The sequence below is a fragment of the Streptomyces sp. NPDC005820 genome (assembly GCF_040630255.1).
GTDB lineage: Bacteria > Actinomycetota > Actinomycetes > Streptomycetales > Streptomycetaceae > Streptomyces.
The window spans coordinates 115,430-135,185 of sequence record NZ_JBEXXE010000032.1 but is presented as its reverse complement, the minus strand read 5'-3'; the positions used below and the strand labels follow the sequence as shown (position 1 = coordinate 135,185).

Annotated in this window: 15 protein-coding genes, 4 pseudogenes and 1 riboswitch; of the genes and pseudogenes, 11 read left to right on the top strand and 8 right to left on the bottom strand. The window is 69.5% G+C overall.

What is annotated here, in order from left to right:
• Window positions 1-1,020: 1,020 nt before the first annotated feature.
• On the top strand, window positions 1,021-2,223 hold the full coding sequence (locus ABZ464_RS34010; protein WP_359283503.1) for an IS110 family transposase: 1,203 nt from the start codon (window positions 1,021-1,023) through the stop codon (window positions 2,221-2,223).
• A gap of 1 nt (window position 2,224) precedes the next feature.
• Here the strand turns inward: ABZ464_RS34010 and ABZ464_RS34005 are convergent, their stop codons facing one another.
• Window positions 2,225-2,701: a hypothetical protein gene (locus tag ABZ464_RS34005; RefSeq protein WP_359283492.1), complete on the bottom strand. Its 477-nt coding sequence runs from the start codon at window positions 2,699-2,701 to the stop codon at window positions 2,225-2,227.
• A gap of 141 nt (window positions 2,702-2,842) precedes the next feature.
• Here ABZ464_RS34005 and ABZ464_RS34000 point away from each other — a divergent pair.
• The 4 genes and pseudogenes from ABZ464_RS34000 to ABZ464_RS33985 all read left to right on the top strand — a co-directional run.
• Window positions 2,843-3,058: pseudogene (locus ABZ464_RS34000) on the top strand (winged helix-turn-helix domain-containing protein); the annotation flags it as partial.
• A gap of 773 nt (window positions 3,059-3,831) precedes the next feature.
• On the top strand, window positions 3,832-4,941 hold the full coding sequence (locus ABZ464_RS33995; protein WP_359283490.1) for an aliphatic sulfonate ABC transporter substrate-binding protein: 1,110 nt from the start codon (window positions 3,832-3,834) through the stop codon (window positions 4,939-4,941).
• Window positions 4,942-4,981: 40 nt separating this feature from the next.
• A complete protein-coding gene (locus ABZ464_RS33990; RefSeq protein ID WP_359283487.1) occupies window positions 4,982-5,779 on the top strand; it encodes an ABC transporter ATP-binding protein in 798 nt (265 codons plus the stop codon).
• Window positions 5,766-6,683, top strand: a pseudogene (locus ABZ464_RS33985) (ABC transporter permease); the annotation flags it as partial. The gene ABZ464_RS33990 and the pseudogene ABZ464_RS33985, both read left to right, overlap by 14 nt.
• Window positions 6,684-6,715: 32 nt before the next feature.
• Here ABZ464_RS33985 and ABZ464_RS33980 read toward each other — a convergent pair.
• The 7 genes and pseudogenes from ABZ464_RS33980 to ABZ464_RS33950 form a co-directional block, all read right to left on the bottom strand.
• Entirely contained in the window at window positions 6,716-7,174 is a 459-nt protein-coding gene (locus ABZ464_RS33980; protein ID WP_359283485.1) for an Rrf2 family transcriptional regulator, read from the bottom strand.
• 48 nt (window positions 7,175-7,222) lie between these two features.
• Window positions 7,223-8,446 carry an acyl-CoA dehydrogenase family protein gene (locus ABZ464_RS33975; protein ID WP_359283483.1) on the bottom strand — a complete coding sequence of 408 codons (1,224 nt, stop codon included), beginning with the start codon at window positions 8,444-8,446 and terminating at the stop codon, window positions 7,223-7,225.
• Window positions 8,447-8,649: 203 nt separating this feature from the next.
• Window positions 8,650-8,910, bottom strand: a complete 261-nt coding sequence (locus ABZ464_RS33970; protein ID WP_359283481.1) for a hypothetical protein — start codon at window positions 8,908-8,910, stop codon at window positions 8,650-8,652.
• A gap of 4 nt (window positions 8,911-8,914) precedes the next feature.
• Entirely contained in the window at window positions 8,915-10,075 is a 1,161-nt protein-coding gene (locus tag ABZ464_RS33965) for an LLM class flavin-dependent oxidoreductase (protein ID WP_359283478.1), read from the bottom strand.
• Between the two features lie 139 nt (window positions 10,076-10,214).
• Window positions 10,215-10,769, bottom strand: a complete 555-nt coding sequence (gene ssuE, locus ABZ464_RS33960; RefSeq protein WP_359283475.1) for an NADPH-dependent FMN reductase — start codon at window positions 10,767-10,769, stop codon at window positions 10,215-10,217.
• Between the two features lie 184 nt (window positions 10,770-10,953).
• Window positions 10,954-11,633: pseudogene (locus ABZ464_RS33955) on the bottom strand (PLP-dependent transferase); the annotation flags it as partial.
• A gap of 27 nt (window positions 11,634-11,660) precedes the next feature.
• Window positions 11,661-12,593 (bottom strand): annotated as a pseudogene (locus ABZ464_RS33950) (2-oxoglutarate and iron-dependent oxygenase domain-containing protein); the annotation flags it as partial.
• Window positions 12,594-13,149: 556 nt separating this feature from the next.
• Between ABZ464_RS33950 and ABZ464_RS33945 the strand changes: the two are divergent.
• From ABZ464_RS33945 to ABZ464_RS33920, 6 genes are all read left to right on the top strand, one after another.
• Window positions 13,150-14,256, top strand: a complete 1,107-nt coding sequence (locus ABZ464_RS33945) for an LLM class flavin-dependent oxidoreductase (RefSeq protein ID WP_359283472.1) — start codon at window positions 13,150-13,152, stop codon at window positions 14,254-14,256.
• Complete coding sequence (locus ABZ464_RS33940; protein ID WP_359283470.1) at window positions 14,253-15,653, top strand: NtaA/DmoA family FMN-dependent monooxygenase; 1,401 nt, start codon at window positions 14,253-14,255, stop codon at window positions 15,651-15,653. Before ABZ464_RS33945 ends, ABZ464_RS33940 begins: the two co-directional genes overlap by 4 nt.
• A gap of 106 nt (window positions 15,654-15,759) precedes the next feature.
• Complete coding sequence (locus ABZ464_RS33935; RefSeq protein WP_359283467.1) at window positions 15,760-16,683, top strand: LLM class F420-dependent oxidoreductase; 924 nt, start codon at window positions 15,760-15,762, stop codon at window positions 16,681-16,683.
• Between the two features lie 72 nt (window positions 16,684-16,755).
• Complete coding sequence (locus ABZ464_RS33930; protein ID WP_359283466.1) at window positions 16,756-17,580, top strand: DUF1684 domain-containing protein; 825 nt, start codon at window positions 16,756-16,758, stop codon at window positions 17,578-17,580.
• An 89-nt stretch (window positions 17,581-17,669) separates the two neighbouring features.
• Window positions 17,670-17,783, top strand: a riboswitch (SAM riboswitch).
• 35 nt (window positions 17,784-17,818) lie between these two features.
• A complete protein-coding gene (locus tag ABZ464_RS33925; RefSeq protein WP_359283463.1) occupies window positions 17,819-17,935 on the top strand; it encodes a putative leader peptide in 117 nt (38 codons plus the stop codon).
• 198 nt (window positions 17,936-18,133) lie between these two features.
• Window positions 18,134-19,753, top strand: a complete 1,620-nt coding sequence (locus tag ABZ464_RS33920) for an ABC transporter substrate-binding protein (RefSeq protein ID WP_359283461.1) — start codon at window positions 18,134-18,136, stop codon at window positions 19,751-19,753.
• The last annotated feature ends 3 nt before the right edge of the window (window positions 19,754-19,756 follow it).

The window sequence follows — 19,756 nt, the reverse complement described above, 5'->3', positions numbered from 1 at the left end:
CCCGACCGGCAACGAGCCGAGACTTCCGCGACAGCAGCGATCTCATGTCTGACCAGCGGAATCCACACACGAGGTTCGGAAAGAGAACGACCTCTCAGCGGGGTGACTCGTCATCATCGGCTCGTCGCTTGAGTGCGCTTGCTGTCGCAGGCCATCTCCCTGAGCGCAGCTACAACGGGATCAAAGACCGCCAGCCGCTTGGGGACCCGAACCGCTGACGCGTCCGCTTTGGCCTCTCGCTCCGGGTATCGGGATGCGGGCCAACCGGACGTGTCCTTCGGTGAGGAGCCGTTCGACCAACTCGGGAGCTTTCGCTCGCCGTACGGCCTCGAAGTCTCGGCGGGGACGGACGGCTGACCGCGGTCGGCGGGCGCCGCTTCGCAGGGATCACCTCCGGCCCACACCGCACAGGCCTCCTGGGACTTACTGCTGGGGCGCCGCGAGCGTCGAGCGGTCCTCGACGTGTTACCGATTCTGGCCGGCCCGAAGATGCTTTGAGCTGCCAAAACAGCTGCCTGACCGCCATCGGAACGAGCGTCAGATGAACCTCACGAGCGTCATTTCAGCGTCAAGGTTCGACGCCGTTCCGCCGCGAACCCCCACTGCGGATTCGCGCAATCCCCAACCGAGCCAGCTCCTCCCACCCATGCACGATCGGCCGATCCCCTGACTGGCTGTATGGTCCGACCGGTTCAGCCATGCTTCCCAAGGGGGTCGCCCCTGCCGCGCTCTTCGCCGGCACGGGACCGCGGCCACAGATCCACGCGGTCGCCCCCCCCCCGTTACCGTCTTCGTGGCTCCGCAATGGGGCCTCCGGCCTTCGGGTCCGGCATGACTTCCCCCTCCTGTTGTCGATGATCCGGGGGGTGGTGTCACCGGGTCCGAAGGCATCGACGGACCGCTGATGAGGGGCTTGAGCACCGGCTTCACCCGAGCCGGAAGAGCTCTCCGTAACGTGGATGTGGCAGCTCGGTGCCCTGCCAGGGCCGGACGAAAGCGTGATGGAGGGGCCTGCACGTGATCGACACCGGCGACATCGACGTCTTCCTCGGCCTGGACGTCGGCAAGGGCGAACACCACGCCACCGCCATCACCCCGGCAGGGAAGAAGGCCTTCGACAAACGCCTGCCCAACACCGAGCCCAAGCTCCGCGAGCTGTTCGCGAAACTCCAGGCCAAGCACGGAACGGTGCTGGTCATCGTCAACCAGCCGGCCTCGATCGGAGCTCTGCCGCTGGCGGTCGCGCGGGACACGGGCTGCCCGGTCGCCTACCTGCCCGGGCTGACGATGCGGCGGATCGCCGACCTCTACCCGGGCGAGGCCAAGACCGACGCGAAGGACGCGTTCATCATCGCCGACGCCGCCCGCGCGATGCCGCACACGCTGCGGGTGATCGACAGTGAGGACGAGACGATCGCCGAACTGGAGATGATCGCGGGCTTCGACGACGACCTGGCCGGCGAAGCCACCCGGGTCGCCAACCGGCTGCACGGCCTGCTGACCCAGATCCATCCCTCGCTGGAACGGGTCCTGGGACCGCGGTTGCAGCACCCGGCCGTCCTCACACTGCTGCAACGGTTCGGGTCCCCGGCTCAGATCCGCAAGGCCGGCCGCCGACGGCTGGTCACCCTGCTGCGGCCGCAGGCCCCGCGGATGGCCGAACGGCTTGTCGATGAGATCTTCGCCGCGCTGGACGAGCAGACCGTGACGGTCCCGGGAACCGAAGCGGCCGCGCTGATCGTCCCGAGCCTCGCCGCCTCTCTCACAGCAGTCCTCGACCAGCGCAGGCTGCTGGCCGGGCGGATCGAGGAACTGCTGGAGGCTCACCCTCTTTCGAAGGTCCTGATGTCGATGCCGGGAGTCGGCGTCAGGACCGGAGCCCGCATCCTGATCGAGGTCGGCGACGGCAGCACCTTCCCGACCGCCGGCCACCTCGCCGCCTACGCCGGACTCGCCCCCGCAACCCGCAGTTCCGGGTCCTCGATCCGCGGAGAACAGCCCTCCAGGAGAGGAAACAAGCAGCTCAAACGGGCCTTCTTCCTCTCCGCGTTCGCCGCCCTCGGCGACCCGGCCTCCCGGGCCTACTACGACAAGAAAATCGCCCAGGGCAAGCACCACACCCAAGCCCTGCTCTGCCTCGCCAGACGCAGAGCCGACGTCCTCTTCGCAATGCTCCGCGACGGAACCTTCTACGAACCGCAGCCGTCTGCCTCAGCTGCCTGACCTACGGGTCTGCGAGGAGAACGACTCGATCGGCCTCGACATCAAAGCCGAGCACTGGATGGCCATAGTGGCCTTCCGGGTCCATCAGCACGGGCTTGTTCAGCCGCCTTCCGATCTCTCGCAGGAAGCCGCAGAACACATCAAGCCGATCCTGGCCCTGCAACTCCCGCAGGTCGACGTCAAAGTCGACTTCGTCGTCGGCATAGAACCGGAAGATCGCCAGCACATCGGCAGTCGGCCAGACCCGCAGGTTCGGGCACTCGGCGTCCGCCGGGCGGCCCAGCACGGCCTCCGCCCGGGGCACCGGAAGCACCGTCTCTCCCTGGGAGTACTGGCACTTCCAGCCCTTCTCCGCGACAAGATCGAGGACCGTCTGCCAGTCCTGCACCGAGGCGTCCGGGACACGCATGTCCGGCAACGACCCCATCAAGTCCGGGTCGAAGAAGGAACTCACGTCATCCCACAGCAGATCAGCCACCCCGCCATGCTGCCCGGCTCCCCGACCCAACGCACCCCCGTTTCCCTTGACCAAAGTCATAGGGGCACCCCCCCCGACGCCGCACCGCTCCCGACGCGCACGCCGGACCAGTCGGTCCTGATCGGCAACTCGATCCGTACCACATACCGAGAGTTCGTCCGGCCGGCCCTGCTTTTGGCTCATCCGCACCGAGTCCACACACGCGAACAGTTGATCGAGCACGTGTGGGGTCACACGCAAATGGGGCACGGACGAGGCACCGTCGACGTGCACGTCGCACGTCTGCGCCGAAAGCTGGGCTCGGCACACCGGCAGCGGATCGTCACCGTGCGGCGCGCGGGGTACAAGTGCGTGCCCGTCCCCATGCCGCCCCGCCCGGGGCGGTTCCACAATCGGGACAACCAGTCAGTGGTACGTCATCCAGGCCAGCGGGCGGGGTGCCGGCAGGCGATGCCGTCCAGGTCAAGGACACCGTGCACCGGCACCGTCCGGATGCCGCGCCGAGCCACCACTCGAACATGTCCAACGCGCGCAGGCATCCCGGTCCACAAGACCGCGCACTCCGGGCAGCTGAAGGCGTTGCCCGATCTGCTGCCGTAGCGCGCGCCGGACGGCAAGACCGTGCCACCCGTGGGAACACGGCACGCGTCCCGGCGATCGACCACGGACTGCGCCCGGTGCCGATGTGCGGGAGGACGCGGGGTCGTCGTGGAGCCCGCCGCACGGGAGGCACTTGAGCGGGTCGCCGATCGGTTTCCACCGCGCTCGGCGGACGTGTGGGCCTGCAGGCAGCGGCGTTGGCGATCCCCTCGTCCGGGAAAACCGCTCACACGCTGGACCAATCGGCATCGATCCCGAGTATTGAGATGATCACGTCCATCATGCGAACTCCCTCTTGGGGTGGGTGCCGCCTTCTGTCACGATCCCTAGCAGCCAGGTAGGAAAACTAGGGATCAGGGGGGTGGCCGTGGGAGCGCTCAGCTACCCAGACCGGGTGCTGCCCGTGCTGACCTCGCGTCGTCACATCGACTTCGGCCGTACGTCCAGCGCCATCTGTCGGCCGGTCTGAGACCTCAGCGTGCCGTCCCACACCTCTTTGATCACCCCTCCTTCCCTGAGAGGACACCTCCGTGTCTGCCGCAAGACCGCTCACCACCCTGCGTACCATCGCCGTCATAGCCGCGCTCCCCCTCCTGCTCACCGCATGCGGCTACGGCTCCGAGTCCACCGATGACGGCAAGCAGACGCCGGCGGCCGCGGCGGGTGCCAAGAAGCTCTCCGTCGACGAAGTGAAGATCGGCTACTTCCCCAACCTCACGCACGGCACCGCTCTGGTGGGCGTCCAGGAGGGCCTGTTCCAGAAGGAGCTCGGCGGCACCACGATCAAGGCATCGACCTTCAACGCCGGCCCCTCCGAGATCGAGGCGCTGAACGCCGGCTCCATCGACATCGGCTGGATCGGCCCCTCCCCCTCCATCAACGGCTACACCAAGTCGAACGGCAAGAACCTGCGCATCATCGGGGGTTCCGCCTCCGGCGGTGTGAAGCTCGTCGTCAACCCGAAGAAGATCAAGACCCTGGACGACGTCAAGGGCAAGAAGATCGCCACCCCGCAGCTCGGCAACACCCAGGACGTCGCGTTCCTCAACTGGATCGCGGACCAGGGCTGGAAGGTCGACGCGCAGAGCGGTGCGGGCGACGTCTCCGTCGTCCGCACGGACAACAAGATCACCCCGGATGCCTACAAGTCCGGCTCCATCGACGGCGCCTGGGTGCCGGAGCCGACCGCGTCCAAGCTGGTCGCCGAGGGCGGCAAGGTACTGCTCGACGAGTCGACGCTGTGGCCCGACAAGAAGTTCGTGATCACGAACATCATCGTGTCGCAGAAGTTCCTCAAGGAGCACCCGGACGTCGTCGAGGCCGTGCTGCGGGGATCGGTGAAGACCAACGCGTGGATCAACGCCAACCCGGACGAGGCGAAGGTCTCCGCCAACAAGGCGCTGGAAAAGCTGTCGGGCAAGGCGCTTCCCGCCGAGGTCATCGACCCGGCCTGGAAGTCCATCCAGTTCACCGACGACCCGCTGGCCTCCACTCTCAACACCGAGGCGGAGCACGCGGTCAAGGCCGGTCTGCTGGAGAAGCCCGATCTGAAGGGCATCTACGACCTCACGCTCCTCAACAAGGTCCTCAAGGCCGAAGGCAAGAGCGAGGTCGACGACGCCGGTCTCGGCGCCGAGTAACCAGGAACCGGACCCGATGAGTCCCCAGGAGGTGACGACCATGGCCACCACGATTGCCAAGGCTGCCGAGGACGCCACGGCGGTGACGTACGCCGCCCGTATCGAGCACGTCTCGAAGTCCTTCCCCGCACCGGGCACGCCCGGCGGACGGCAGCTCGTGCTGGACGACATCACGCTCGACGTCGCACCGGGCGAGTTCGTCACCCTCCTGGGAGCCTCCGGCTGCGGCAAGTCCACGCTGCTCAACCTGGTCGCGGCACTGGACCAGCCGTCCACGGGCACGATCGCCACGGACGGACGGCCCGCCCTGATGTTCCAGGAGCACGCCCTCTTCCCATGGCTGACCGCGGGCAAGAACATCGAACTCGCCCTGAAGCTACGCGGAGTCGCGAAGCCGGAGCGCCGCGCGGAGGCGGAACGGCTGCTGGAACTCGTACGACTGCAGGGCGCCCACCGCAAGCGGGTGCATGAGCTGTCAGGCGGTATGCGCCAGCGCGTGGCTCTGGCCCGGGCGCTGGCCCAGGACAGCCGGCTGCTGCTGATGGACGAGCCGTTCGCCGCGCTGGACGCCATCACCCGCGACGTACTGCACGACGAGCTGACCCGCATCTGGAGCGAGACGGGACTGTCGGTGCTGTTCGTGACGCACAACGTGCGCGAGGCGGTCCGGCTGGCCCAGCGGGTGGTGCTGCTGTCCTCCCGCCCGGGCCGCATCGCCCGGGAGTGGACCGTCGGCATACCGCAGCCACGCCGCATCGAGGACAGCGCGGTCGCCGAGCTGTCCGTCGAGATCACCGAAGAACTGCGTGGGGAGATCCGCCGCCATGGCCAGCACTGAAACCGGCGTCGACACCGAGAAGGACGGCTCCACAACGGCCGAGCAGAACCGGGACGCTTACGGTCTGGCGGGACTGGAAGCCGGCCTCGACGCCCTGGACTCGGTGCAGTCCGGCCGCACGCCGCTGCGCGAGACCCTGATACGCAAGGTTCTGCCCCCCGTCACCGCCGTGGCACTGGTAGCGGCCGTCTGGCAACTGCTGGTGTGGGCGAACGTCGCCCCCGACTACAAGCTGCCCGCGCCCTCCGATGTGTGGGGCGAGGTAAGCGATGCCTGGGTCCAGGGCACCCTGCTCGACTACATCTGGACATCGGTCTCCCGCGGTCTGCTCGGCTTCCTGCTGGCGCTCGCCATCGGTACGCCGCTCGGCCTGCTCGTCGCCCGGGTGGCCTTCGTCCGGGCGGCCATCGGCCCCATCCTGTCCGGCCTGCAGTCGCTGCCGTCCGTGGCCTGGGTGCCGCCCGCCGTGATCTGGCTCGGCCTGAACGACAAGATGATGTACGCCGTGATCCTTCTCGGCGCGGTCCCTTCCATCGCCAACGGCCTCGTCGCGGGCATCGACCAGATTCCGCCGCTGTTCCTGCGGGCCGGCCGGACGATGGGCGCGACCGGCCTGCGCGGGGCCTGGCACATCGTGATGCCGGGGGCGCTCCCCGGCTATCTCGCAGGGCTGAAGCAGGGCTGGGCGTTCTCGTGGCGGTCTCTGATGGCCGCCGAGATCATCGCTTCCTCGCCTGATCTGGGCGTGGGTCTGGGCCAGTTGCTGGAGAACGGGCGGAACAACTCCAGCATGCCGCAGGTGTTCCTGGCCATCTTCCTGATCCTGCTCGTCGGCATCGCCATCGATCTGCTGATCTTCAGTCCGCTGGAGCGGTGGGTGCTGCGCAGCCGCGGCCTGCTGGTTACTCGCTTAAGGATGCCTTCAGGAGGACACGGTCAGGGATTCGTCCAGGCCTCGGGGTCCTCCGCGAGGCTCAGGACCTCGTCGGGCAGCTTGGCCGCGGCCACGTGGGCCAGGGTCACCTCGCCGAGAATCTTGCGAACATTGGCACGTACGGCGATCCACAGCGGCAGCAGGGACTCCGCAGGGCCGCAGTAGGAGAGTTCGGGTGGGCGCATACCCCGCACCGACACCAGGGGGCCGTCCGCCACACGGATGACGTCCGCGATGGCGATCGAGTCCGCGGGGCGGGCGAGCCGGTAGCCGCCCTTGCCGCCCCGCTGGCTGACCACGAGACCGCCCCGGCGCAGGTCGCCGAGGATGCCCTCCAGGAATTTGTGCGGGATGCCCTGCGCCGCGGCGATCGCCTCGGCCTTGAGCGAGGCCTCGTCCCCTGCCGCGGCCAGCTCCAGGGCCGCCCGCACCGCATAGTCCGCCCGCGCCGAGATCCGCATGCCGCGATTATCCATCACTGCCGTGTCCGCCCGTCACCGGCTGCGCCGTCAGGCAGGAAGGGTGAAGGACGGGTGCGCACCGTTGAGGAAGTAGTCCCCGATCTCGCGCAGTCTGTGGGCGGCTGGTTCGCGCAGGGTGTGGGTCCGGGCGTTGCGCCAGAAGCGGTCGAAGCCGTGCCGCGTGGAAGCGGCGTCGACTCCGACGACGTCCAGGGCACGGGTGGTGATCTCCTGCACGGCCCGGGAGGCCGCGGCCTCGGCCACGCTCGCGAGGACGGCGGTCTTCGCGCACTCCTCGTCGTCGAGATCGTCGCCCTGCGCGAGGCCGCGCAACAGGGCATCCACCGCCTGGTCGGCGAGAGCGGACGCGGCACGTGCGACGACGGCGAGCTCGCCGTACACGGTCAGCGCGTACGGATCCTGCGGGGGGCTGCCCGGCCAGGGCTGGGGCGAGAAGGGCTGCCAGGGCGACCGCACGGCCCTTCCGTGCTCGTGGACTTCGGCCAGCAGTCCCTCGGCGATGCCGAGACAGATCTGGGCGGAGACCAGTCGCACGGTCGGCACGGCAAGAGAGGCGAAGGGGGACAGGACGCCCTCGTCCGGCGAGAGCGTGCCGAACACGTCGTCCGCCGCGATCGGCACCGAGTCGAACTCCACGGCGCCACCGGCTGCCAGCCGCTGGCCGAAGGTGTCCCCGCTGCTGCCGCTCACGACACCCGGGTGGTTGGGGTCGACGAGGACGGCCAGCGGCTCGCCGGTGCCGTACCTGGCGGCTCGGACCACCAGCCGGTCGGCGATACCGACGCCCGTGGCGTACCTCTGGTAGCCGTTCAGCAGATAGCCGTTCGCCTTGGGGGTCAGGATGAGTGGCGGTTCGTGTGAGGCGATACCGCCTCCCCAGCACCACTGCCCCTCCGTCGACTCCCGCTCGACACGGGCGGCACGTGCAGGGCCGGCGAAGAAGCGTGCGCTGAAGGACAGGAAGTAGTGGTGGCCCAGCAGGTGGCCTATGGCCCCGTCGGCCGCGGCGACGGTCCGGACGACCGCGTAGACCGTACGCCAGTCCGCACCTCCTCCCCCCTGCTCGGCCGGTGCCGGCAATGTCAGCAGCCCCGACTCGCGCAGCCGGGCGACCTCGTCGAGCGGTGCTTTGCCGGCCTGTTCACGCTCGACCGCGTCCGTCGCGAGGTCGTCCGCCATCTCACGGGCTATGTGCAGCCAGTCGACCTGCCCGGCTCCCGCGTCGGTCACCTCGTCGGCCGTCACCGTCATATCCGGACCCGCTTCATACGACTGCGGCTGTCACTGCACCTCAGTGCTGTGGTCATGGCGTCTTCCTTCAGGGGACCGAGGACGACGCGGTGCCCGGCGAGGCGGCGTGGGAGTGCAGCGGTGCGCGGTGAGGCGTCGGCTTCATCATCCTCACTCTCCTCTTCGACCACCGTCAACATTTTCCTAGTAATTCGATAGGAAAACTAGGGATGAGGAGGAGCTCCGGCTGATTCACGCTCCCGGATGGCGAGTTCGCGATGCCGGGCGGACGGGCGGTCGTCCCGGCCCCGAGGACTGCCGACCGGGCCGTGGAGGCGCTCCCGGAGCGTGGCGCCGCCGGACGGGCCAGGAGCCTGCCACGGCTGCGCGGCCTCGCGGGCGGACTTGGCGGCCAACTCGGCGTCGGCGACCGCCTCGTCGTCGTCAGCGATCACATGGGCGCTTCCGACCTCCGCCGCGATCACGTGGTCATCGCGGGCCCCCGGCGCCGGCGAAGGGCACTTGGGCCGAGGGCGCGGCCTGTTGTCCGTGTGGGTGCTGCCACAGGCCCTGGGCCTGAAGTCTCGGCAGGACGCCCTCGCCGAACCAGTACGCCTCCTCCAGGTGCGGATAGCCGGAGAGCACGAACTCGTCGATGCCGAGAGCGTGGTACTCCTTGATCCGCTCGGCGACCTCGTCGTGGCTGCCGACCAGGGCGGTGCCCGCGCCACCGCGCACCAGGCCGATGCCCGCCCACAGATTGGGGTGGATCTCCAGGCGGTCACGGCTGCCGCCGCCGTGCAGGGCGAGCATGCGTTGCTGGCCCTCGGACTCGCTGCGGGCCAGGCCCGCCTGGATGGTCTCGACCGCCTCGGGGTCGAAGCCGTCCAGGAGGCGGTCCGCCTCGGCCCAGGCCTGTTCGGAGGTGTCGCGGGTAATGACATGCAGGCGGATGCCGAAGCGGACGCCACGGCCCTTCTTGGCCGCCAACCCTCGTATCCAGGCGATCTTCTCCGCGACGGCGGCGGGCGGCTCGCCCCAGGTGAGATAGACGTCGACATGCTGGGCGGCGACCTCTCCCGCGATCGGCGAGGAGCCCCCGAAGTACACCTCGGGGACGGGGTCGGGCACCCGTGCGAGCCTCGCGTCCTCGACATGGAGGTGCTCGCCGCGCAGGCCGACGGTCCGGCCCTCCCACAACCCTCGTACGATCTCGAGGAATTCGCCGGTACGGCGGTAACGCGCGTCCTTGTCGAGAAAGTCTCCGTAGGCCCGCTGCTCATGGCTCTCGCCGCCGGTGACGACGTTGAGCAGAAGCCGGCCGCCGGTCTGCCGCTGGAAGGTGGTGGCCATCTGCGCGGCGAGCGTCGGTGAGACGAAGCCGGGCCGGAAGGCGACGAGGAATTTCAGGCGCTCGGTGTGCTGGCTGACCATCGCGGTGGTCAGCCACGCGTCCTCGCACCAGGCTCCCGTCGGTGTGAGCGCGCCGACGAAGCCCAGGTCCTCGGCGGCGCGGGCGATCTGGCCGAGGTAGGCGACCGTCGGCGGCCGGTCGCGCCCGGACTCGGTGGCGGGGGTGCCGTGGCCGCCGCCGACGACGTGCCGGCTGTCTCCGTTGGTCGGCAGGAACCAGTGGAAGGTGAGGGACACTCGGGGCTCCGATCAGGGGTGCGATCAGGGGACGTTCGTCGGCGCCGGGGCCGAGGCGCCCGCCCGGACTTCGTCGGCCGGGGCGGACGCGACAGCGACGGCCTCGGCGTCGTCGGCGATGACGTGTGCGGTCATGGCCTCAGCTCGCCGCGGCCAGGAGCGGGGTACGGCCCAGCGCCAACGAGAACTGGTCGACGACCTGGGTGAGGGCCTCGGCGGCGGCCGGTGCGACAGTGACCGAGCCGTCGTCGTGGGCGGTGATGTCCTTGTCGAGGGTGAACCAGCCCTGCACGATGTGCGCGGCACCCATGGAGTTGAGGACCGGACGCAGGGCGTAGTCGATGGCCAGGACATGCGCGGTGGAGCCGCCGGTGGCGAGAGGGAGGACCGTCTTTCCGGTGAGTGCGTACTGCGGGAGCAAGTCGAGGAGCGCCTTGAGGACTCCGGAGTACGACGCTTTGTAGACGGGTGTTCCCACGACGACGCCGTCGGCGCTCGCGAACAGCTCGGCGGCCTTGACGATCGCCGGATGCCGGAAGTCCGCGCCGAGCAGGGCCTCGGCGGGGATGGTGCGAACGTCGAGCGGAACGACGTCGTGCCCCTGAGCGGTCAGTCGCTGGTCCAGGTGGCGCAGCAGGCGGTTGGTGCGGGAGGAGGCGGAAGGGCTGCCGGAGACGGACAGGACGGTGGCCATGAGTCCTCTTTCGGGGGGAGGGGGCGCCTCCGCCGGGAAGGCGCTCTGGGGGCGGTCAGGAGTACCAGGTGGGTTCGGGTGGTTCGCCCTCGATGACCCAGCGCCCGACCTCTGGCCGCTTGTGGGCGACAGGGTCGTGGAGGGTGTGGGTGCGGCGGTGGCGCGGGCCTTCACTGAAGGAGTCCCAGAAGGACAGGCCGTTGTACGTCGGATCGGGGCGGGTCAGCCCCGGCCATCGATCGGGGTCGGCACCGAAGTCGAAGTGCCCGCTGTCCACGACGACCCCGCCGATACCGGTGCCGTGGCCGGACAGGAACTTGGTGGTGGAGTGCACGACGATGTCGGCGCCGTGCTCGAACGGGCGCAGCAGGTAGGGCGTGAGCACGGTGTTGTCGACGACGAGCGGCACGCCGACCTCGTGGGCGATGCGGGCCACCGGTTCGATGTCGAGGATGTTGCCGCGTGGGTTGCCGATGGTCTCACCGAAGAACGCCTTCGTGGTGGGACGTACGGACGTGTACCAGGCACCCAGGTCGTCCGGGTCGTCGACGAAGGTGACATCGATGCCGAAGTCGGCGAAGGTGTGCTCCAAGAGGGTGCGGGTGCCGCCGTACAGGGACGATGAAGCGACGATGTGATCGCCAGCGCGGCGATGCGCTCCTCGGCCACGGCGGTGGTGGGGTTCGACAGCCGGGTGTAGGCGTGGGTGGTCAGGTCCTCCAGCGCGAAGGCCGCCGCGGCGTGCGCGGTGTCCCGGAAGACGTAGCTGGTGGCCTGGTGGATCGGCACCGCCCGGGCGCCGGTCGTGGGGTCGGGGATGGCGCCAGCATGCACCTGCCGGGTCTCGAAGGCCCAGTTGCTCATCCGTTCTCGGCCTCTCTCCCCCACCACCAGGACGTCGGACCACCAGCGCTCGGCGACCCGCGGGCGCGAGCGGAGCCAGCCGACGACCGCGTTCTCCCCGAAGGCCGCGAGCAGCGGGTTGTCCGGATCGTCGGTCACGCCAGGGCTCAGCGCCGCCAACTCCGCTGGGAGCTGGAGTGGCTTGACGACCGCGTCGAGACGCGGGCCTAGGAAGAAGGGAATCGAGTAACGGTGAACACCCGGTCGCGGACTGACCACCCGGTGCTGAGTGGCCTTCAGATAGCCCTGGGTCGCGATCTCCGGCATCTCACCGATGTTGAACACGAACGCACCGGGTACGGGCACCGCGTCGATCCATGTGCCGTCCTGGTGCTGCACCTGGAGCCCGCCGACCTCGTCCTGCTGCAACAGCGCGAGATAGCCGTAGTCCTTGTGCGCACCCACGCCCTGGTCTGCGTCCTCGGCGGCGCGCGGCGGATAGTGCACGATCTTCACATGGACGGCAGCCTCGTCGTCGAACCACTGGTCGAAGTAGCCCTCGTCCACGATGTCCCGCAACTCCGGTAGTGCGGAGGGCCATTGGTTGGGGCCGATCAGGCGCAGGTAGTCGGGATCGTCCGGGCCGGTCTCGAGCGCCGCCCGCTCCGGGCCGATGTCGATCTGCTCACGCCAGTCGGCGCTGCCCGCCGTGTATTCGGTGCCGGTGCGCGTATAGCCGCGGAACTGGGGTGAGTTGAGGTTCCCGATCTCCAGCCGCTGCTCCTCCGGCGCGGCGAAGAAGCGGCGGGCCGCGCTCAACACCTCCTCCCGCAGTGCCGCCGACACACCGTGCCCGGTGACGTAGAAGAAGCCCACCTCGTGGGCGGCGGAGCGGAGTTCGGCGAGGAAAGCGTCACGGTCCGCGTCCGGGGCCCGGAAGCGGGAGATGTCGATGACAGGCAGGGCTGTGGACTGGGCCATGGGAGATTCCTTCACGGCAGGACCGACGCGCGCGCTTCACAACTACGCCCGAGGAATGGCTGGTTGAGGGCGAAAGAAGGCAGCAGGCAGAAAGAGAAGAACGAGATCGCGAGCCGTCGAACGGCGATCAGCAACAGACCTGGTCGAACTGGTCGGCGCGGCGGCTCACCCAGAACGGGTCGAGCAGCACCGTGTGTGCCGTGCCAGTGGTCTCCATGGCCGGATCAAAGCACACCCGCAAAGATGCGTCCACCATGGGTCCCAGCGGGTGAGATGCCGCTGCGCCCTGGGTCGACCTTGACATTCACAGGGGCGGACGACATACGTTGAAAGGGAAAGTCGCTGACAGGTGGAGGCTCTGATGCACGTACTGGGCGCGGCACCGCAAGGTGCGTGCACTGGTGCGCGGCTGATCACCCGGCGGCACGTCGACTACTGCCGCACCTCCTCCGCCGTCTGTCCTTCCGTACACGCCTGACCCCTGCCGGCCAGTCCCGCCGGCTGTCTCGTCGTGGCCCTGTGGCCGCGAGTCGTCGTGTTTCCCGGAAGGAACCCATTGTCCGGCCCCGCCCTGCATCTCGCCGTCGAGCTCGACGGCGACGGCGCCCACCCCGCGGCCTGGCGCCGCGCCGCCCACTCCCCCGATCAGCTGCTCACCCCGCGCCGCGTGGCCCGGGTCGCCGCCATCGCCGAGAACGCCGGGTTCACCCTGATCACCCTGGACGACGGCGTGCTGCCGCCCGGCGCCGCACCGGATCCGGTCGGCCGCATCGGCGCGGTCGAGCGGGCGGCCTTCGTCGCGGCGTCCACGAGCACCATCGGGATCGCACCCGTCGTCCCGGTGACGTATGCCGAACCCTTCCATGTCTCCAGCCAGTTGGCTTCCCTGGACCACGTCTCCGCCGGTCGCACCGGGTGGGTGGTCACGGAGGAGGAGCGTCCCGAGACAGCCCGCGCGTGGGGGCGCCCGCTGGTCGCCGACGCCGACGCGCGGGCCCGGGAGTCGAGGGACGGGGTGGAGGTGGTCCGTGCCCTGTGGGACTCGTGGGAGGACGACGCGGTCATCCGGTCCGTGGCCACCAGCCGCTACCTCGACCGCGAACGGCTCCACTACATCGACTTCACCGGTGACACGTATGCCGTCAAGGGCCCGGCGATCGTGCCGCGCCCGCCGCAGGGACAGCTCGTCGTCCTGGGCCCGCCCGACCGGGTTCCGGCCGCACAGCTCGACGTCGCTCTCGTCGAGGGCCGCGACCCCGCGTCGGTCGCAACGGCCGCCGCCGGGGCCGGTACCCCGCGCGTGTTCGCCGAGGTCGAGGTGGCGCTGGACACCCCACAGGGCACGGCGGCCGAGCGCGTCGCCGACCTGGAACGGCACGCGCCGTGGAGGGACCGGGCAAGGCTCCGGCACATCGGTTCTGCAGACCAACTGGTCTCTCTTCTCGGCGAGTTGAGCCCTCACGTCGACGGCGTACGGCTGCACCCGCTGGTGTTGGACGAGGACCTGCCCGTCCTCTCCCGCCTCGTCTTGCCGGCCCTGTCCGAGCGGCGTCTCGTCGCCCGTCCGCTGCCCGGTACGTCCCTGCGCTCGACCCTGGGTCTGGAGCGCCCTGCCAATCGCTTCGCCGCCGCTGCCGTGGCCGCCCAGGAGGACGCCCGATGACCCGCACCGATCCCCTCGACGTGCCCCGGCCGCACGCCCAGCTCCACTTCGGGGTGTTCTTCCAGGGCGTCAACCACTGGACCATCTGGTCCGCCCCCGACAGCGGCTCCCAGATCGACCCGGCCTCGTTCCGCCAGGTCGCCCAGACCGCCGAGCGCGGCCTGTTCGACGCGTTCTTCCTCGGCGAGGGGCTGCGGCTGCGCGAGGTCGACGGCAGGATCCACGATCTCGACGTGGCCGGACGGCCTGACGCCATCACCCAGCTCGCCGCGCTGGCCGCGGTCACCCGCCGTATCGGCCTGGTCTCCACCTCCAACTCCACCTTCAACGAGCCGGCCGACCTCGCCCGCCGCCTCTCCGGCCTCGACCTGCTCTCCGAGGGCCGCGCCGGCTGGAACGTGGTGACCACGGACAACGCCTGGACCGGCGCGAACTTCCGCCGCGGCGGCTACCTCGACCACGCCGACCGCTACCGGCGTGCCGAGGAGTTCCTCACCGTGGCCCGCGCCCTGTGGGACGGCTGGGAGGACGGGGCAGTCGCCCACTCCGTCCGCGCGCCCGTTTGGTCGGCACCCGGTGCCGTACACCAAGTGCGTCACAGGGGACCGCAGTTCGACGTCGACCTCGCTCCGACCCTGCCGCGCAGCGCCCAGGGGCACCCGGTGATTTTCCAGGCCGGTGACTCCGGCGAGGGACGCGACTTCGCCGCCCGCAACGCCGACGTCATCTTCTCTGCGCACGGCAACGACTTCGACGACGCGATGGCCTTCGCCGACGACATCCGGCACCGGCTTCGGGCGGTCGGGCGCCCCGACGACGATCTGCGGATCCTGCCCGGCACCGAGATCATCCTCGGCGCCACCGAGGAGGAGGCCCAGGAGAAGAAGCACTGGATCCGGCTCCAACAGGTCACCCCGGCCACGGCCTTGGGGATCGCCGGGCTGTTGTGGGGCATCGACCTGTCCGACCGCGACGCGGACGGGCCGCTTCCGAAGGAGGACCCGGTCGTCAGCGAGAACGACGGCTCCTTCGGTGCCCGACGCATCGCAGACCCGCGCACCGTCGTGGCCGAATGGCGGGCGAAGGCGGAGGCGCACGGCTGGTCGCTGCGCGAGACCGTCATCGCGCTCGGCCCGCAGCGCGGGCACGTCGGCACTCCGTCCGGTCTGGCCGACAAGTTCGCCCACTTCGTACGGCACGGCGCGGTCGACGGCTTCAACGTCACGCCGTACCTCATCCCTGACGGCCTCGACGACATCGTCGACCTGCTCGTCCCGGAACTGCAGGAACGCGGGATCTACCGCACCGAGTACACCGGCACCACCCTGCGCGAGAACCTCGGCCTGCGCGCACCCCTCACCCACCGGTCCGCACCGGACCGACGACAGGCGGGCTGAACCCCCGGGCCGCCCCTTCCACTCATGACTGAGTACACATGACTGACAAGAAGCTGTCACACACGGACCGGAATGCCGGTCCGGCCGACGCCCGTTCTGAACTGACATGACTGTTGGAGTAGCGCTCAACGCGTCCGACGCGCCGAACCAGGTCGACGCCACTGTCCAACTGGCCCAGGAGGCCGCAGAGTTCGGTGTTACGTCGGCCTGGTTCGGGCAGACCTTCGGCGCGGACTCACCCCAGCTCGCGGCGATCGTCGGGCGCGAAGTGCCCGGACTGCAGGTCGGCACCTCCGCGATCCCCGTCTTCGGCCGCCACCCGCTGCTCGTCTCCAGCCAGGCCCAGACCGCCCAGGCCGCGACCCACGGCCGTTATCACCTCGGTCTGGCGCTGGGCACGAAACTGCTGACGGAGACCGGCTTCGGCCTGCCTTTCGAACGCCCCATCGCCCGGCTGCGCGAATTCCTCACCGCGCTACGGCAGTTGACCGAGACCGGCACGGCCGACTTCCACGGCGAGCTGCTCACCGCCACCACACCGATCCCGGCGCGGGTACCGGGCGCCGAGAGCGGTGTGCCCCTGCTGGTTGCCGCGATGGGGCCGCAGGCTCTGCGGGCAAGCGGTGAACTCGCGGACGGGATCCTGCCCTATCTGGCGGGACCGCGCGCCCTGGCGGACCACATCGTGCCCACGCTGACCGCCGCGGCCGAGGCCGCAGGCCGCCCCGCGCCCAGGATCGTGGCCCTGGTGCCCGGCGTGGTCACCGACGACGTCGACGCGGTGCGGGCGAAGGCCACTGAGAGCCTTGCCTTCTACGAACAGATCCAGTCCTACGCGCGGGTCATCGAACTCTCCGGCGGCCGGCGGGCCGCCGACCTGGCCGTGATCGGCGACGAGAAGGCGGTCGAGGCCGAGGTACGCCGTTACCGCGATGCCGGCGCCACCGAGGTCGTGTTCTCGGCCACCGAGATCGCGGGAGAAGCCGATCGTCGACGGACCTGGCGACTCCTCGGCGAACTGGCCGGCTGAGTACACCCGTCGACTCGACACCCCCCTGCATCCCCGTCCCCGAAGGCATTCCCCGCACAAAGGAGATTCCCCATGACCACCGAGGCCACCACCACAGACCTCCACGCCTTCACCGAGACCTGGCGGGAGTGGTACCGCACCCAGGAGGCCCGGCTCGCCGCCCCGCACGGGTTCCTGGCGATCACCGGCCTGCACTGGCTCGACGACCGGCCCCAGCGCTTCCCGGACGCGCCCGGCTCGTGGCACACCGGCCCCGAAGGCGTCGTCGTAGACCTCGACGAGGGCGAGGAGCTGGTCGTCGACGGGACGCCGGTGCGCGGCGAGCACCGCTTCGGCGTGCTTCCCGAGCGCGGCGGCGTCGACGCCGTCTGGGGAGACGCCGTCATCGAGGTCGCCAAGCGCGGCGGCCAGGACATCGTGCGCCCCCGGCACCCGGACGCGCCGCTGCGCACGGCTTTCACCGGCACGCCCGCCTACGCCCCCGACCCGCGCTGGGCGGTAACTGGCCGGTACATCCCCTTCGATACACCGCGGCCGACCACCGTGGGCGCCGCGGTCGAGGGCCTTGAGCATGTGTACGACGCTCCGGGGAGGGTCGAGTTCGAGCTCGACGGGCGCCCGCTGTCGCTTACCGCGTTCCCCGGCCACGGTGCGGGCCGGCTGATGGTGCTGTTCACCGACGCGACCTCCGGGGTCACCACCTACGCCGCCAACCGGGCCCTGGCCCTCGAACCACCCGCCGCCGACGGTACAGTCGTCCTGGACTTCAACCGCGCCGCGAACCTACCGTGCGCCTACACGGACCTGGCAACCTGCCCGCTGCCTCCGGCCGAGAACCGGCTGCCGGTGGCGATCGAGGCCGGTCAGAAGATCCCCCGCGAGCGCGGCGGCTCCTGAGCGGGACGCACGCTGGCCCCGGACTCCCCTGACGAGGCGTCCTTTTGCGCCATTGACGTACGACAAGACCGCTCCGTACGATCACGAACGGCATTGAGTGTCAGCGTCAAGCCCTGGCTCGCTGACCGGCAACCCTCCCGCGCGGTGGGGTGCTCCAGGTGAAAGCCCGGCGGGATCACCGACGATCTCCGCAAGCGCGTGGCCCCGTGACCGGGGCCGGATCAGGTGGAGGACCGATATGCGGCACGGTGGTGACCTCAGCGCCCGCTACGCCGGCGCCACCGTGTTCTCCCGGCTCTCGCGTCGGCGCCACATCGACCTCAAGCGTTCGACCAGCTGTCTCTGTCAGGTCTGACGGCCCTTTTCGCCGCTGGTCGCAGTCCCGAAGCAGTCCTCGCCGCTTCCGTCTGCCCCTGACTCCCTCCTTTCCCTGATCCCTGTCTGCACAGCGCTCCCCCGACGTCGGCATCACGCCGATCGGGGCCGCACGCCCACGCACGGCCATGTCCCGTACCAGCGCCGTGCCTGGTGACACGAGTAGGAGAAGCCCTCCGTGATCGCACTTCCCCATGTCAGAACCTCTCGGTGGGCGGCGCTGACCGCCCTTGTAACCACCAGCGCCCTGCTGACCGCCTGCGGATCGGGCGGCGGCGACACGGGCAGCGGAACCGGGCAGCCCAAGTCCGGCGGCACCCTGACCTTCGCGGTGGGTTCGGACGCCGGCTGCGTGGATCCGCAGCAGGTCGCCAGCAACGAGACCATCTACTCGGTGCGCCAGCTCGTGGACTCCCTGACGGACCAGGACCCGAGGACCGGCAAGATAGTGCCGTGGCTGGCGAAGAGCTGGGACATCAGCTCCGATGCCACGGCGTTCACCTTCCATCTACGCTCGGGCGTCACCTTCAGCGACGGCTCGAAACTGACCGCGCAGGTGGTCAAGGACAACTTCGACGCGGTGCCGAAGCTCGGCGCCCTGGGGACGCTCGCCGAGGGCTATCTGAGCGGCGTCAAGAGCACCACGGTGGTCGACCCGCTCACCGTCAAGGTGACCTTCAGCCAGCCCAACGCCCAGTTTCTGCAGGCCACTTCGACCCACTCGCTGGGGATCGAGTCGTCGGCGAGCGTGAAGAAGACCCCGCAGCAGAAGTGCAGTGACGGGGTGATCGGGTCCGGGCCCTTCGTGCTGAAGCAGTACGTGCAGAACCAGTCGATCACCCTGGCCAAGCGTGCGGGATACGCGTGGGGTTCCTCGCGGTGGAGCAAGGAGGGCGAGGCGTACCTGGACAAGCTGGTGTTCAAGGTCGTGCCGGAGGCGGGTGTGCGGGCCGGCAGCCTGCAGTCTGGCCAGGTCGACGCCGTCTCCAGCGTCGGCAAGGCCAACGAGGCGGCCCTCAAGGGCGGCCAAGTCACCCTCCAGCGACGGGCCAACCCCGGCGTCGTGTTCGGTCTCGGCCTCAACAACTCACGGCCGCTACTCAAGGGCGCCAAGGTGCGCCAGGCGATCCTGTACGCCATTGACCGGCAGCAGATCGCCGACACCGTCTTCCCGACCGGCACGCAGCCGGCCACCAGCGTCCTCGCGCACACCACACCCGACTACACCGACCTCACCTCCGGCCTGACCTTCGACGCCGCCAAGGCCAAGTCCCTGCTGGACGGGGCCGGCTGGAAGACCGGAAGCGACGGCATCCGCGCCAAGGACGGCAAGAAGCTCAGCCTGACCATCAAGTGGCTCCCCAACGCGGCCACCAACCAGCCCGCCCTGGAGCTGATCCAGCAGCAGCTCAAGGCCGTCGGTGTCGACGTGACCCTCAAGCAGCTCCAGATCACACAGTTCGCCCCAACCCTCCAGTCGGGTGACTACGACGCGGTGTGGGGCAACGTGACCCGCGCCGACCCCGACATCCTGCGCAGCTCCTTCTCCACCAAGCTGGCCAACTTCTACCGCCTGCCCGTCAGTTCCCTCGACACCGCGCTGTCCGAGCAGGCCGCGACCGTCGACGCCGCCCAGCGCAGTCAACTGGTCACCCGGGCACAGCAGTTGATCGTGCAGAACGCCCACTACGTGCCGGTGGTGGAGCTCCAGACCCAGCTGGGCGTGGCGAAGAAGGTGCACGACCTGAACTTCGACGCCTCCAGCCGGATCCAACTGCACGACACCTGGATCGGCTAGCGC

Coding starts and splice junctions, on each gene's coding strand:
- ABZ464_RS33990 (WP_359283487.1), top strand. CDS start 4,982: ATGGCCACCACGATTGCCAAGGCTGCCGAGGACGCCACGGCGGTGACG.
- ABZ464_RS33980 (WP_359283485.1), bottom strand. CDS start 7,174: ATGCGGATCTCGGCGCGGGCGGACTATGCGGTGCGGGCGGCCCTGGAG.
- ABZ464_RS33940 (WP_359283470.1), top strand. CDS start 14,253: ATGACCCGCACCGATCCCCTCGACGTGCCCCGGCCGCACGCCCAGCTC.
- ssuE (WP_359283475.1), bottom strand. CDS start 10,769: ATGGCCACCGTCCTGTCCGTCTCCGGCAGCCCTTCCGCCTCCTCCCGC.
- ABZ464_RS33925 (WP_359283463.1), top strand. CDS start 17,819: ATGCGGCACGGTGGTGACCTCAGCGCCCGCTACGCCGGCGCCACCGTG.
- ABZ464_RS33935 (WP_359283467.1), top strand. CDS start 15,760: ATGACTGTTGGAGTAGCGCTCAACGCGTCCGACGCGCCGAACCAGGTC.
- ABZ464_RS33930 (WP_359283466.1), top strand. CDS start 16,756: ATGACCACCGAGGCCACCACCACAGACCTCCACGCCTTCACCGAGACC.
- ABZ464_RS33975 (WP_359283483.1), bottom strand. CDS start 8,446: ATGACGGTGACGGCCGACGAGGTGACCGACGCGGGAGCCGGGCAGGTC.